The sequence below is a fragment of the Endozoicomonas sp. 4G genome (assembly GCF_023822025.1).
Taxonomy (GTDB): Bacteria; Pseudomonadota; Gammaproteobacteria; order Pseudomonadales; family Endozoicomonadaceae; genus Endozoicomonas_A.
The window spans coordinates 347,985-362,448 of record NZ_CP082909.1 but is presented as its reverse complement, the minus strand read 5'-3'; the positions used below and the strand labels follow the sequence as shown (position 1 = coordinate 362,448).

The following is a 14,464-nucleotide window of genomic DNA, read 5'->3' as shown; positions in this document are numbered from 1 at the left end:
CTCAACTTCTTACAATCCTCGCTACGGACGCTTAAGCCCGACAAGCTAGATTTGAACCGATTGCCTGATTAATGACCCATCATGCCGGTAAACATGAAAGACAATGGTCTTCCAGGGCACCTGCCCTTTAGTCACCTCGGCAGACACTTTAAGACCCGCACTTCCCTGCTGAACACTCAACGATAGACAATCACTGACGCCCTTCTCCCACGCCTTACTGATACCATCATCATAAATCAGTTCATAGCGAGCACCCTGATCGAGATAAACCATAACATCCAGCGTTTCGGGCTGTCGTTCATCGACCCAGGAGGTGGTCTCAGTCAACGGCAACATGCCGTCTTTGCGGATAAAAACCGGCATCTCTTCAAGGGGCAGTTCAAGGTAATGATCGCCTGCCTTGATGACCGTCGCTGCCATAAGATCATGACGACTGACTTTCCAGAGCAACATATCCTCCGGCAGGAAAACATGACGGCCACGGGCATTCTGTTCATAGACCGGAGCATTCATCAGTGAGCGGCCAACCAGTAGCTGATCTTCGACTCTTTTTGAACGCTCATCGTCGTACTCAAAAGCCAGTGGATAGAATAAAGCATCCCCGCTCTCCACGGCTTTCATATACTCGGAGTAGAGATAAGGAATCATTCGATAACGCAGCTTGATGTGCTCCCTCATAATCGCCATGGAGTGCCCGTCAAACGCAAAAGGTTCCTGATCACGAGTACCCATAGCGGCATGATTTCTCATCAGTGGTGAGAACACCGCCAACTGAGTCCAGCGAACCACCAGCTCAGCACTGGCATTGGCACCAAAACCACCGATATCCGCACCGGAATAAAGGAATCCACAGAAGTTGGCACCGGGTAACATTTGCAGATTCAGTTTCAGGTGCTCCCACCAGCTGTGATTATCCCCAAACCAGATACCACCATAGCGATGGGCCCCGACGCTGGATGCCCTTGAAAACATCAGGAAGCGTTTGTCCGCATCCACCTGCGCAAACCCCTCATAGGCGGCACGTGTCATGTTTGTGCCGTAAAGGTTGTGGACCTGTTCATGATTAACCCGACCCCCCGGCGCTGGCTCATGGTAAAAACTGCGATAATCCTCCCGACTGTTGGAAATGTTCATAATGCTGTCTTTCAAGTCAAAGAATTCATAGACACCAATGTTCTTGTCTTTGGCCGCAGACACCGCATCAATGGCTTTTGACAAACTCGCTGGCGAGTAAAACAGCGCCGGTTCGTTCATGTCATTCCAGAAGCCTTCAATCCCCAGATCCGTCAGTGCCTGATATTGCAGCCCCCACCATTGGCGAGTCTCCGGTTTCAGAAAGTCAGGAAAAGCACACAACCCGGGCCACACAGCGGCACGGAACAGTTCACCTTGGGCATCCTTACAGAAGTAGCCTTTTTCAAGACCCTCTTCGTAGACCTTGTAACCGTCTTCTATTCTGACGCCCGCATCAATAATGGGAATCAAACGAATGCCCTGCTCTTTCTTCTCCTGAACCCAGTTTTCAAACCGGGGGAACTTTTGTTCATCGATGGAGAAGTCTTTGAAATTCACCATGTAATCAATGTCCATATAGACCGTGTCACAGGGAATATCATTGTCACGAAAGCCTGCAATAATCTCGTCAATTCGAGCAGCATCCGGATAAGACCAGCGACACTGTTGATAACCGAAACCCCACCGGGGTGGCACATAAGGCTTGCCAATCAGCTTTCTGAAGTCACGGACAATGGTTTTCTTGTCAGTGGCTTTCTTGTCAGTAGCGACGAACTCATAGATATCCACATCAAGGGAAGGGATTCGGATTTCCAGCAGATCGGTTGTCGTGTAGCCCAGATCAAAAAAAAGTTCACCCGGAAAATCGATGAACAGGCCAAAGGTGTCATCACCGTCCACAATCAGAAACGGGTGAGCGCCATACAGTGACTCTTTTTCTGGTGTGTGGCAGGGATCATCAGAACACCAGGTACGAAATTGACGACCACGCTTGTTCAGCCCCCCCATACTTTGCCCCATGCCAAACACCTGATCACCGGGTTTCAGGTCTCTGCGAATAATCAGCTCCCGGCCCTGCTCTGCAACCGAAAAACACCTTGGTGATTCAGGACCTGCATGGTCGGTCGTTAATACCACAGCTTCTGTATTAAAAGGCTGGCCAGAGCGGAAACAGTGGACCGAATCCGAAAACGACAAAGTATTGGTAAACTGCATGATCAATACCGGGTTTAATGAAGAGTCAAACGATAATGTGATGGCTCACAGAATCAACCGGGGTGATTAAGTCTGTAAACGATTACAGAAAAAAAAGCCGATGCAAAAACACCGGCCATGGGAGTCACAGAAGTACCAACAAGTTTAGAACCAGATTTCAGCCTCTACACCAATCTGGAACACGCCTTTGTCATTATCGAAATTCTCTCCCCAGCCATTTTCGGCACTGTTGTAGAGATAAGTCACGAATGGCTTGATCTGAGGGCGACCAAAGTAATCGGCATTGACTGTGATAACACCGGCTACTTCAGCTGTGTAATAATCAGTAGTGGTCGTTTCAGCACCCCAGTTGGACTTGTCGTAGCCATAGGCGGCAGTGAACTCCCAACGGAAGTTGTCGTTTATACGACGGGTTGGACGCACAGCCAGCAGCAGACGGTCAACAGTTTCAGCTTCCTTGACAGGAGTATCAGCGTTTTCAGTCAGCCCCCAAATGTTCTTGCCATGAAGGTAAGTCACCTCAGAAGCCATCTGCCACAGTGGGTTGATGTTCATGACACCGTAAGAAGTAAAGAACACCGTGCTGCCGTCTTCATTATCCGCAGCACCGAGACCGGCCTGACCTGACCAGGAACCGAAGTTAACCCCACGGTTTGCCGCCATACCGTTACCATAAGCCAGGGCTGTGCTAGACCAGCCATCCATGCCATAGTAGTCACGGTTGTAGGTGATCGCCGCCCCCAGACCATTGGTGGCCGCATTGTCACCATAGGCGGTTTCAAACTCACTCTTGTTACCCTGCATCATGACCTTCAGGTCGTAGTCGAAGCTACCACCCAGAGCTTCATGGCCGTAGCTGTAAAAGTCGATGGAGTGCATGGTGGCACGATCACCAACTTTTTCCTCTACAGTTTCTTTTTGATCCCCTGCACCCGGATCAGCAGAAACCACAGCAACACCGGAACGGTTCTGTTCATAACCAAAGCCGACACCGGAAGACTGTTTCCAGAATTCTCCGGACAGCGCACCCGCCGCGCGGTTCAGGTAGCGACGACCCGCCCAGACGTGAGCATCTTCAGGCAGATAGGAAAGGCCACCTATTTTCATGAAGGCTTCTTTTACTTCAAACTGGCCATCGTCATGGGTGTTTTCACTGCCCGGAGAGGAGTAGAAGTAAGAGTTACCATTGCCGTATTCAGCACGAACACCCAGTTCGGACCAGACGCCGTTCTGGAATTCGGTCATCTTGCCAATAACAAATTCCACCTGGTTAGCGCTGCTGGCGGTGGTGCCTGCTGTGGCATAGTTTGCTTTGCCAAAGTCGGTATCTGTTGAAACCCCCTTTTCAGTGATTCGCCAGCCGGTTCTAACATAACCATTAATGGTCCAACCGTCGGTCAGAATATCGGTGGGGTTGGCAACTACCTCTTCAATCACCTCTTCTGTGGTGGATTCTTCAACGGCTTGTTCTTCAACGGCCTGCGCCGCAAAACCCTGAGTTGCAAAGGCAATGGCCGAAACGGCGCCCGCCAAAGGCAGCAATTTAAAAAAGCCCTGTTTCACTGTTTCTTATCCCCTGATTACTTGTGTGTCAGCTGCAAGCCCGTCTGTGTTTTTTTTAAATAGATCTTTTACAACTGAATTAATCGTGTAAAACGCGTAGGCAAGGTTCGCAGCTGAAGACCTTGAGAGGCAATCTGAAAAGGTTTTGAGAAAGGGACATAAAGTTTTTCTGGCACCACTTCGACTTCAGAAAATCGTCGGAGTAATTCTTCATGGCTACAGGATATTTGATCTACTCTTTGCCGTTTAACATGAATTGAGAGCAAAGACATTGAAACGATTATTGATATCTCTGTTCTTGTCCCTGTCTTTCATCGCTTCAGTGGAGGCACAAATAACTAACGGGTTGACGGCATACCCTCTGCCAGACCAGACCTCCGCTATCACAGGTTCTCTGGTGACACTGGGTGCACTGGCACTCAGGCAGCAAACCTGGCAGCCGCTTCCCTATCATCTGGAAAAAGGCACCGAACCGGAGTCGTACAATAAACCGTTTCTTCATATTTCATCGGATGATCCTTTTATTATCAGTGGCACGGAACCTGTGCCCGGCGAGCATACTCTTTGCCAGCCCATAGACACTTCTGAGAACAAAACCTGGCAATGCTTTAGTGTTGAGTCCGTAACCAGCGTGGCGCTCAACACCGACCAGCCTCTCTACCTGGAAACCCAGCCTGACCAGAGCCTTGTTCTGCACCATACCCAGGGACCCAAGCTGACATTTTCGGAATACGATCTGCCCGACTACCTGACTTTTTTAAAAAATCAGCAAGCTGAAATGGAGCGGATTAATGAAATCACCACCAAAGAAATAGCCATGGGCAGGCTGAAGATCAGGATCACTGAAGAAGCGACAGACGAAGACACTGCCCGAAGAGTGTACATTGCAAAAACCAATGGAATCACTGTCAAAGAGCAAAAAGACATTGAGCAGGAAGCTAAACGACACCGTGACGATGCTCATGCCCATTCAGACCGCTTTGCCCCATCGGATACTGATCTTCCTGATGATACTGCCCTGTGTCTGGCATCCAACAGGAAAGCCTGTTGGGTGGTTCTGTCCAAAATAGTCAGCTGCTCAAATTCTGAATCAGACAAAACCAGCGAAAACACCAGTACCCCATCGCAGGAAGGCCAAGAAACGAAGACCCCTGCCAACCTGCGCCCCCAACCAAATGTTGACACCCAACATGCAACAACCCCTTGCCTGTGGACAACCAGCTCTTCGACCCACAAGCTGTCACCCTGTCCTCCCAGAAAGTACAGACGACAAGAGTCACCGGAGCAGGCCGCCAAAAAAGAAGAGTTACTGGAGGCCGCTAAAACAGGGAAGCTGGCGATCAGGCGAGTTACCTCATCGAAAGAGACTATTTACTTTCGCAGCGAGGATACCCCAAGACCTTTTACCCTTGCCCTGCCCGGAGTGCCCATCAGACGTATGCCAGCTGGATATGGTGAATGGATGATTGGTATTGTCAACCCACACTGCCTGTTTACCTACAAACGTGACGCACGCACCACAGAGATAGAATCGGGCGCAAGTCCTGATGAACTGAAGACGAAACTGCTGCCTGACCTCAGATCACTTAAGGAGAAATGTGAGGAGGAAGTTGAGCGAGCCCTTTGGGAGGATTCCAAACACACCACAGGACACCTGAGGGAAGACGGCCTGTTCAGTTTACCAAAAGCGAAACACGGTCATTATGTATGCCCCTTGCCTTATCCTGAACTAGTAACCACTCACTACAACAAAGCAGACATCAAATGCTTTTGTGTTATGCGTGATCCGTCAACCGATATTTCCAGCATCCTTCAGGCAAAGCGCCAGTGTGAACAGGCATGGGATCTTGACCCGCTGCCTCTGATTGTTCGTTGCCAGCGCACCGGAACCGTAGACGTCTATTTTGATAACGAGCTTGACTATGAGCATCTGGAAAAAAATGAACGTGTTCTGGATGAGTTTGCGTTATCACAAAACTTGTCTCCGGATAATCTCAGGATCCTCTTGAATCTGCTGCCAATGCCTTTGCAAGCGGAGGCATTGGGCTCAAAATTAATCGTTCCATCGGGTGGCGCTCCATCGGATGGTAAACACCAACAGGCTATTCAACTGGTGAGTGATCCCTGTCATTACAGTTACCAGAGCCTTTTGGAGTTAAAACAGAGTGGTTTACTCATTCACCATCGTTTTATTCATGAAGGCAATGTTCGATCTTTACTTGATATGCTCCTGAGTAGCGAAATGCTCAGACACGATCATCCCAAACAAGAACGAATTCAGGAACAGGAAAAAGAGGCTTACCGATCACTGCAACTGCTCTTGCAGAGCGGAGCAAAACTGGATGAACAGTGCCTTGAGCTGATTGACAAAATGGTCATTGAAGCAGAACCGGTCATGCCACCGGGCATACTGAGTAATATGGTGGCAGCCTTTGCGCCATTTAAGTGCCTGACCCTGCAACATCTCAGGAGGATACCTTTAGTCGGTTGTCCGGGGAGCGTCGTTGAATTTGACCGGATCTGCCAGAGGCTCTCGCCACAGCAACGGCAGAGCTGTCTAAAAAAGGTATTACGTTATGTAAAAGGTTTTAACTGTCCAACCCTAGACATCATCCAGCGCCATTTATTGGCTTTGTTTCATTACGGGGCGCGAGTGGATGAAGGCATTCTGGATAAGCTGAAAAGCAGTCTCAAGAGGAGTTGCCGTGGCGGTAAGAAGGTTATTAATCACTTATCTTTGACCGATTATATCCGATGGGTTGAAAAACTCTGGCAGCAACGGAAAACGTATCCTTTCTATCAGAATTGGCCAACCCACGTCCAACAGGCTCAGCGGGACATTAACGACCTGAAACAATCTCTCGGTTTGGACGCTTATCACAAACCGAAAGCAACATTGGCAACTGCAACACCGACGGCATTAAAGTTTCTGGTGGACGCCTTTAACAAACCGCCAGTCCTGCCCGATCATGTTGGAGATAATGAAAAAACCATACTGACGGTCCTGCAGCATTATTACCGCCGTCCGGGACCGGAACGGGTGATCGAAAGCCTTTACAGAGAACCCCTGCCAACCGTATGGAAACCAAAGCACAGCTGCAGCCATGTCCTGCGTGCCCGGAACAATGGGCACTGGTATATGGAATTGCTGGAGAAATTTCAGCAGTGTTACCTGCCTCCGACAGAAAAAGAGCTTCTGTCTCTGGCGATTATCTACCACGATGCAGCCGCCGAAGAGGTCGAAAAATCAGCGGAAGAAGCATGTCAGCTTACTACTTCAAACGGGACCTGACCGGACACTACCCCGAACAGCTGCTGAATGATATCGCACTGGCGATGGCCAACAAGGAAAACGATGTCGATGGTGATGACGAGCAGAAACTACCTGATTCTGTACGCTGGTATTTGCGGATATTGCGCTTTGCCGATCGAATGGACATTATTCGTGACTTAGGGGTTGGGGCTGATTTTCCCGAAGTCACGGAGACTGAACCCGGGAGTTTTGACGCCAGACGTCTTGACCTGCCACCGCAACTGCCCTGCGATTTTAACTCCGGGTCTGACCACAAAACCGAATTCCAACGTCATCTGGAAGCGGCCATGCACGGCGCGGCAGATCTGGTGCAGGTAACCGGGCGGCCTGAGGATCAGCGCAAAAACAACTATACACAGGTCTACGGTCTGAGTGCCAATGGTCAAGAGATCTCTGAAAACTTTGAACGAACATCTGAACCCCTGCGGAGAATGAACCAGTTTATTGACGACAAGGTTCGCCGCAAAATAGCTCAGAAAGCTGGAATAATGGTCTGTTCAGACCCCAACCACCAAACCTGCCGGGCGGATCAGAGTGAGGGCATCACCTATGGTATTCATAACAACTGGTACGACCTGAGACAGGTAAAGATTCCCACCGGAATGACTCTGTTGGAAAAAATGCAGTACGAACATGACCCATCGCTGCTGCGTCCAGCAACACAACAGGCATTGAAGCATGAGGTGCAGCAGCTGAAAAACGAAGGTATACAGATGAACCTGGGTACCTTGACGCAAAAAACGCTGGCTACCGAGGCAGCCCAAAAAGTGCTGAAACAGCGGGGTATTACCGTGGTCGGCGAGAAGCGTCCTTACTTCACCAACGATGGCGACTCGAAAAGTTGGGAAATGCTGATACCAAAGAAGATAGCGCGCCCGGAAAAAAACTCACCCGAACCAGAATAATACGACAAAAACAAACCATTGACCGAAGTCAAACAAACGCACTGAAATTCACATTCAATCTCAACAATCGGTTAACATTACCGGCTGGTTCGGTTGAAAGCATGTCTCATGGGAAGAAACAAATCGGAAGGACAGGCAACTATTTTGCAGGTTGCCGCTCAGTCAGAGCTTTCTATTGCCACAGTCAGCCGTGTGCTGAATGGTGGCAAATACGTCTCTGATGCCACCCGTAAAAAAGTGCTTGAGGCCGCGAAAGCCCTGAACTACCAGCCGAATTACATGGCTCGCCAGCTGCATGGTCAAAAAGATTTTTCCGTTGGTGTGTTGCTGGGCCGGGACCTGGGCACGATCTCCCCTTTTGCCCTGAAAGTTTATGAAACATTAAAAGTGCACCTTCAGGAAAATGGTTACCGGGCCAAACGTGTTAAATTTAACGACAGTGGTGAGTTAATAACCCGGGCCAAAGCCTACATCTCCATCGGTGTCCATGACAGCGACAGTCGTCTGAAAACACTGGAAAAGTCCGAAGCCCCCGTTATTCACGTGGGTGAGCCCAAAGATGACCGGTTCTGGATTGCTTCCAATGATGAACAGGGCGGCTATCTGGCCACCCGTCATCTGCTGAAAAATGGCTGCCGAACTATTTACTATGTTTGCCTCGACGCCTCCCACAAGGTTTCCCAGTTACGAAGAGAAGGTTATCGACGGGCCATGCTGGAGGCCGGGCTGGTGCCTTCTGAAGTCATCGAGGTGTCCAACAGCACTCAACTGCCGGCACTGGACAGTTATCGCAGAGTGCGATCCCTGCTGGAATCAGGACTCAGGCCGGACGGTTTCGTCGCTTTCTCAGATATTGTCGCCACCGGTATCTGCACAGCCCTGACGGACTCGGGCAAAAAAGTCCCTGAAGATGTTCAGATCGTCGGCTACGACGGCATTGATAACGACCGTTATGAGTCCCTGACTTCGGTGTGTCAGGACATTGATGGCCTGGCCATGAAAACTACCGAGCTGACCCTTGAAGCCATTCGTAATAAGCCGGTTCGAGGGTCTTATCTTGATGTGTTGATTAAGCAGGGGTATACAACACTGGTTGTGTCAGAAAAAAAAAGACACCCATAAATTTGCTTTACAAAAAAAGACACCCATAAATTTGCTTTACCACCCACCTGGTCTACCTTTCACCCATCACTGATTTTTTACCCAGACAGGTAAGTTCATGGCCCAAGCTCGCAACACCCTGATTGACCCCGGCTCAACCCCTTATTACCACTGCATGGCGAGATGTGTTCGTCAGGCTTACCTCTGTGGCGAGAACCACCTGACTGGCAAGAACTACGAGCATCGCCGCCAGTGGGTGGTGGATAAACTCCGGGAACTGGTTTCAGTCTTTGCTATCGAAGTCTGCGCTTACGCTGTCATGTCGAATCATTATCATGTGGTTTTGCACATTAATCAGTCATCTGCCAGAGGCTGGTCACGGAATGAGGTGCTTCATCGCTGGACGACCTTATTCGCAGGTCCGCTACTGGTGCAAAGGCATCTGGCCGCTGACAAACTGGGCAGCGCTGAGTTGGCCCGTGTCGATGAATATGCTGAGGAATACCGGCGTCGTTTAACGGATATCAGCTGGTTTATGCGTTGTCTGAATGAATACCTTGCTCGTGAAGCCAATAAAGAAGACGAATGCAAAGGACGCTTCTGGGAAGGTCGCTTTAAAAGCCAGGCATTGCTGGACGAAGCAGCGTTGCTGACCTGCATGACTTACGTTGACTTGAATCCGATTCGGGCTGGAAAGGTAGAAACACCCGAAAAGTCCGACTACACGTCGATTCAGGAAAGAGTGGAGCAGGTTACAAACTCTGGGACTAAAAAACAGCCGCTGACCCTGAAACCTTTTTGTTTTCAGGAACAAAATACGGAGGTTGCCCTTCCTTACCTTCTTAACGACTATCTGGAACTGGTTGACTGGAGTGGCCGCATTGTCAGGACAGATAAGAAAGGTTCCATCCCGTCGTGTACCCCTCCTATTCTTGAAAGACTGGAAATTGATCCGGATGAATGGCTGAAAACCATGCAATGGAATAATCGTTTTTATCGGGCTGTTGGTCGCTTGGAAGCGATGAAGACCTACGCACTTGAAGCTGGACAGAAGTGGCTTAGAGGTTTAAGCGTCTGCCGTCGCTTGTATCAGACAGGCTAACGTAAAAATCAGTTAAGGCGTCAAAGAACCTCTCTTTATTTCTCTTCGACTTATGTCGGAACGGATTTTCATTGTCTGAATCATGGCTTGAACAGCCTCTGTTCGCTGGACGACGCTGTGCGGCTCGTTGATACGCTAGTTGAAGATAGATTTTCTGATCCTTTTTGGGAATACAGTTTCTGAATGTCTTCTTCATTCTTCATTAAATAAATGGGTGTCCTATTTTCCTATTTCTGGACTGGTTAAGGTTGAGGGTCTATTTTTTTCTCTAAGATGGGTGTCTACTAAACTAGTAACCTGGTGCCTTTCCCATAGAGTCCTGAACATGACGAAGTCAAAGCATTATTTAGTCGGGTTAACCACTGTCGTACTGCTGTTGCAAGCTCTGAGCCTACAGGCCCAACCGATACCTTCCAATTCAAGTATGCCCCTCGCCACTATTGCCAGCCTGCTCTCTACGGCCAGTAAGGGTTCGCTCTCGACTACCAGTGCGGATAAATTATCGTTTGTGGGTCGGGTTAGACGCTCATCAAAACGTAAAGATTGCAGTACTGTTTTAACAGATCCTGATTCAAGTTCGGGGGTTAAAAAGGCGATAAGAGAAAATAACGGTTTTCCTGGACGAAAGTGCTTTCTTATCTATCGCGATCCGACTAAAAATATAGAAGACTCGATACGACTGATTCCTAGCAACACCGTGATACTGCTCACCTCCCATTCTGGTCGGCTGACACCCGGTAAAGAAATCGAGTCCGTGCACTATGTTGATGACATGATCCCGCTACGTAACGGTCAGGAACTTATTGGGGCTCCTAATGATGGTTTCAAAATCGTCTTAAAGAATAGGTCGTCTTCTGGAGGTGTGGCAATGATCTCAATAGGAGACTATAGCGACTTCGCATTTTCAGAAACTTTACCTGTGCGTATAAAAAACATTACCTTTAGACAAGTACGTACCAACCTTTTGGACAGCATTATCAGGCTACGGTGCAATAACCGGAGTGTGAGCATAGATTCCAACACATTCGAACTGAATCTAGTTCGGGCTGCCCTTATGTTTGAATGCCTCCAAACTCTGGATACCAGTGCCGATATCAGGCAGCGGGGCCCGTCCCTGAATTTCACCAATAACACGATCACAGGCAGTAACTTCCAACAAGGGGGAAGCAGCCATATTCCCGAGCAGGGAGTATTGGTTGATATTCCCAATATCACAAAAAAGACAAGTAATCTCTCGGTTACCGGGAACACATTCCAGGGAAAAATGTCATCAGCGGGTCAGTTTTTTCTTGGCTACGGAACCAATTTAGAGGCCTTCAATAACACTATCAACATTGATAATAGTGGTCGAGTATCAACTGGCAATTACCGACCAATACGACGAGGTGGTTTTACACTTTCAGGTGGTGACGATTCCAGTAAAGACCGCCCTCTCTTCAAAGTAGCCAACAATGATGTCAAGGTCAGAAATCATGCTATCACTGTCTTGGGACTAACATCTCTGGACCTTGCCTGTAATACCCTGAGTGGCTTCACGCCGTGGCTGCAACCTCAAAGTCAATACAGCCTGAAGGCCATTGAGCCATCGCAACTGCGAGCTCAGTGCCGCCGGTCACTCAAAAATACCTGGAGAGCCAGAAGTAGTAACCCCTCTGCCACGGCCTGCGATGGCTTGGTCAACGTCGAGAGTCGATTCACTTTTAACGCAGGGGTCTGTCCAGCCCCCTATGTTTCTACTACAAGTTTGCCCGCTTCTACCACTACAAGCTCGTCCGCTTCTACCACTACAAGCTCGTCCGCTTCTACCACTACAAGCTCGTCCGCTTCTGCCAGTTCAGTCAGCTCCTCTACTGCCAGTTCTACCACGCACTCTACGGTCGTTACCACTACCAGCACACCTCAGCCAGTCTTATGCGATGATCTTCTGACAGGGCACCACTCCAGAGGCGTTCAACAACGGCTAAAGCAAGATAAAGATCTGATGGCTGGACGTCAGTGCGTTGTTCTCAGCGCCGACCCGGCAAAAGATTTAAGTGAGTGGATAAAACAGATTCCTGAGAACACTATCGTATTATTTTCCTCCAACATCGCCTCCGGAGTGGCGCCTTCTCCGACAGCGAACCCGGTGACAGCTAAAACCCCGATTGAGTACTTTACTGATCATGAAATACTTCTAAAGAACGGTCAGGGCTTGATTGGAGCAGCTGATGAGGGTTTTGAAATCGTTATCAGGGATCGGCCAGCCTTTAAACCCAGGTATTTAATCAGGCTTGGAGCCACTGACAACTTCCAGTCTGGCGATATCAAAGACAGCCATATCAAGCACATCACTTTCCGGAGCGCTCCAAATGATCAACGCAATCCTGTTGACTCCATTGTTTACGCAGAGTGCTATAACCGGAAACTAATTGTCGAAAAAAACCTATTTTATGCCCCTGTCCGGGCTGCCGTTGTCGTTGATTGCAAGGCTTCCCTGGATGCTTCTGCCGATCAGTCATCCCAAGGCCCAAACCTGCAATTCGCTCATAACAAGATCATCGGTAAAAAGTACAACCCCATTCTCGACAAAGGTTCGTCCTATATTCCCAACCAAGGGATATTTATTCATCTGCCTGCCATTATGAACCAGTCAGGGCAGCTAGCTGTTTTTGATAACACATTCGAAGGTTATATGGCTCAGGCGGGTGAGTTCAGACTGGCAGCTGGAACCCACATTAAAATTTTCAAAAACAGGATCGACATTTCCAACGTCGGCAGCACAACCCGCACTCACAAAGGAGGCATCGTTCTCTCAGGGCACACCGATACCGTGAAAAACCTCCCCGTGAAAAGCCTCCCTGTTTTTTACCTGGCCGGCAATCAGATCCACGTCACACAAACAGCCATAACGGTCAAGGGCAAGCTTGAGCTGAGCCTGGCTTGCAACCAGCTCCGGGCCGTCACTCCATGGCGGCAACCTCAGGAACAATCCAACCTGAAAGCACTTTTAATGATGCCCAAAGAAGTGACGGCCACGTGCAAAGAAGTCCAGCGTTCAGTGGCCAGAACAACTCCCTCTTCACCGGCAGGCAACCGTTTTGCAAATACCTGGACAGCCATCAATAATTCCTCCGATACTGCCTGCAGTGGACTGGTTAATTTCGAAGGTCAGTTCTTTTTTGAAACAGAAGTTTGCCGACCCGTCACTGTGCCCTCCGAGACAGAGAACCTACCCACTTCATCAACGGGTACCACCGCTGTCACTACAGCTTTGGGGATCATAATCACCCTGTCCATATTGTTGGCTCTGTGAAGAAACTTAAAGATAGATTTTCTGACCCTTTTTGGGGGTACAGTTTTTAAATGTCTTAATTTTTTATGGGTTCTTATTTTTTTATGGGTGTCTTATTTTTTCTGACGAAGTTAAAGCATTATTTGGTCGGGTTAATCATCACCGTATTGCCTTTGCAGGCTCTGAGCTTGCAGGCCCAACCCACCCCTTCCAATTCAAGCCTGCCCCTCGACGCCATTACCAGTCTGCTCACCACGGCCAGTTCGGGTTCGCTCTCTAATACCAGTGCGGATGAATTATCGTTTAAGGGTCGAAGCTCGCGATCCAGCGGTTTATTAAAAACTAAAGATTGCAAGACTTATTTAACAAGTGGAACGCAAGGGGTTAGAAAAGCAGTAAAAGAAAATAACGGTTTTCCTGGACGAAAGTGCATTGTTATATTTGAAAGTCCTAACTTAAATAAGGATATAGACAGGATTCCCAATAAAACCGTGATACTGCTCACCGGCGATACTGCTCCGCCAAAACCCGGTAAAAAAAATGAGTCTAAACACTATATCAGCTCATCTATCACACTGTACGAAGGTCAGGAGCTTATTGGGGCTCCTAATGATGGTTTCGAAATCGTGATCGAGAATAAGCAAGCGTTTTCAGACCAACAAATGCTCCTAATAGGAAACTATGCCTTCTTCAATTTTTCAAGACGTTTACCTATTCGTATAAAAAACATTTCCTTCAAGCCAGCAGCTAACAACACTTTAAACAGTATTATCGAGTTACTGTGCTATAACTGGAATGTGAGTATAGATTCCAACACATTCGAACTGAATCTACCTCTGGCTGCCCTTGATTTCACCTGTGACCTGACTCTGGATACCAGTGCCAATGAACATCGCCCGGGCCCGACCCTGAGTTTCATCAATAACACGATCACAGGTAGTAACTTCCAAAAAATCGGAAACAGCTATATTCCCGAACAG

7 protein-coding genes are annotated in these 14,464 nt (G+C 48.7%); 5 read left to right on the top strand and 2 right to left on the bottom strand.

What is annotated here, in order from left to right; translation table 11 throughout:
- Positions 1-45: 45 nt before the first annotated feature.
- Together K7B67_RS01800 and K7B67_RS01795 are read right to left on the bottom strand one after the other, a co-directional pair.
- Positions 46-2,229 carry a TIM-barrel domain-containing protein gene (locus K7B67_RS01800; RefSeq protein ID WP_252178660.1) on the bottom strand — a complete coding sequence of 728 codons (2,184 nt, stop codon included), beginning with the start codon at positions 2,227-2,229 and terminating at the stop codon, positions 46-48.
- 144 nt (positions 2,230-2,373) lie between these two features.
- Positions 2,374-3,792: a carbohydrate porin gene (locus tag K7B67_RS01795; RefSeq protein WP_252178659.1), complete on the bottom strand. Its 1,419-nt coding sequence runs from the start codon at positions 3,790-3,792 to the stop codon at positions 2,374-2,376.
- A 271-nt stretch (positions 3,793-4,063) separates the two neighbouring features.
- On the opposite strand from K7B67_RS01795, the gene K7B67_RS01790 reads away from it, so the two are divergent.
- From K7B67_RS01790 to K7B67_RS01770, 5 genes are all read left to right on the top strand, one after another.
- Entirely contained in the window at positions 4,064-7,084 is a 3,021-nt protein-coding gene (locus K7B67_RS01790; protein WP_252178658.1) for a hypothetical protein, read from the top strand.
- A complete protein-coding gene (locus K7B67_RS01785; RefSeq protein ID WP_252178657.1) occupies positions 7,054-8,010 on the top strand; it encodes a hypothetical protein in 957 nt (318 codons plus the stop codon). The genes K7B67_RS01790 and K7B67_RS01785 overlap by 31 nt, the downstream gene beginning before the upstream one ends.
- 108 nt (positions 8,011-8,118) lie before the next feature.
- The gene (locus tag K7B67_RS01780; RefSeq protein WP_252178656.1) at positions 8,119-9,132 is read left to right on the top strand and encodes a LacI family DNA-binding transcriptional regulator; all 1,014 of its coding nucleotides are present in this window, start codon (positions 8,119-8,121) and stop codon (positions 9,130-9,132) included.
- Between the two features lie 97 nt (positions 9,133-9,229).
- Complete coding sequence (locus tag K7B67_RS01775; RefSeq protein WP_252178655.1) at positions 9,230-10,213, top strand: transposase; 984 nt, start codon at positions 9,230-9,232, stop codon at positions 10,211-10,213.
- A 1,054-nt stretch (positions 10,214-11,267) separates the two neighbouring features.
- The gene (locus tag K7B67_RS01770) at positions 11,268-13,505 is read left to right on the top strand and encodes a hypothetical protein (RefSeq protein ID WP_252178654.1); all 2,238 of its coding nucleotides are present in this window, start codon (positions 11,268-11,270) and stop codon (positions 13,503-13,505) included.
- Positions 13,506-14,464 lie beyond the last annotated feature (959 nt).

What these genes read in the sequence shown, in the direction of transcription:
- K7B67_RS01800 (WP_252178660.1), bottom strand. Translation starts at nt 2,229, where the DNA reads ATGCAGTTTACCAATACTTTGTCGTTTTCGGATTCGGTCCACTGTTTC.
- K7B67_RS01785 (WP_252178657.1), top strand. Translation starts at nt 7,054, where the DNA reads ATGTCAGCTTACTACTTCAAACGGGACCTGACCGGACACTACCCCGAA.
- K7B67_RS01780 (WP_252178656.1), top strand. Translation starts at nt 8,119, where the DNA reads ATGGGAAGAAACAAATCGGAAGGACAGGCAACTATTTTGCAGGTTGCC.
- K7B67_RS01775 (WP_252178655.1), top strand. Translation starts at nt 9,230, where the DNA reads ATGGCCCAAGCTCGCAACACCCTGATTGACCCCGGCTCAACCCCTTAT.
- K7B67_RS01770 (WP_252178654.1), top strand. Translation starts at nt 11,268, where the DNA reads ATGTTTGAATGCCTCCAAACTCTGGATACCAGTGCCGATATCAGGCAG.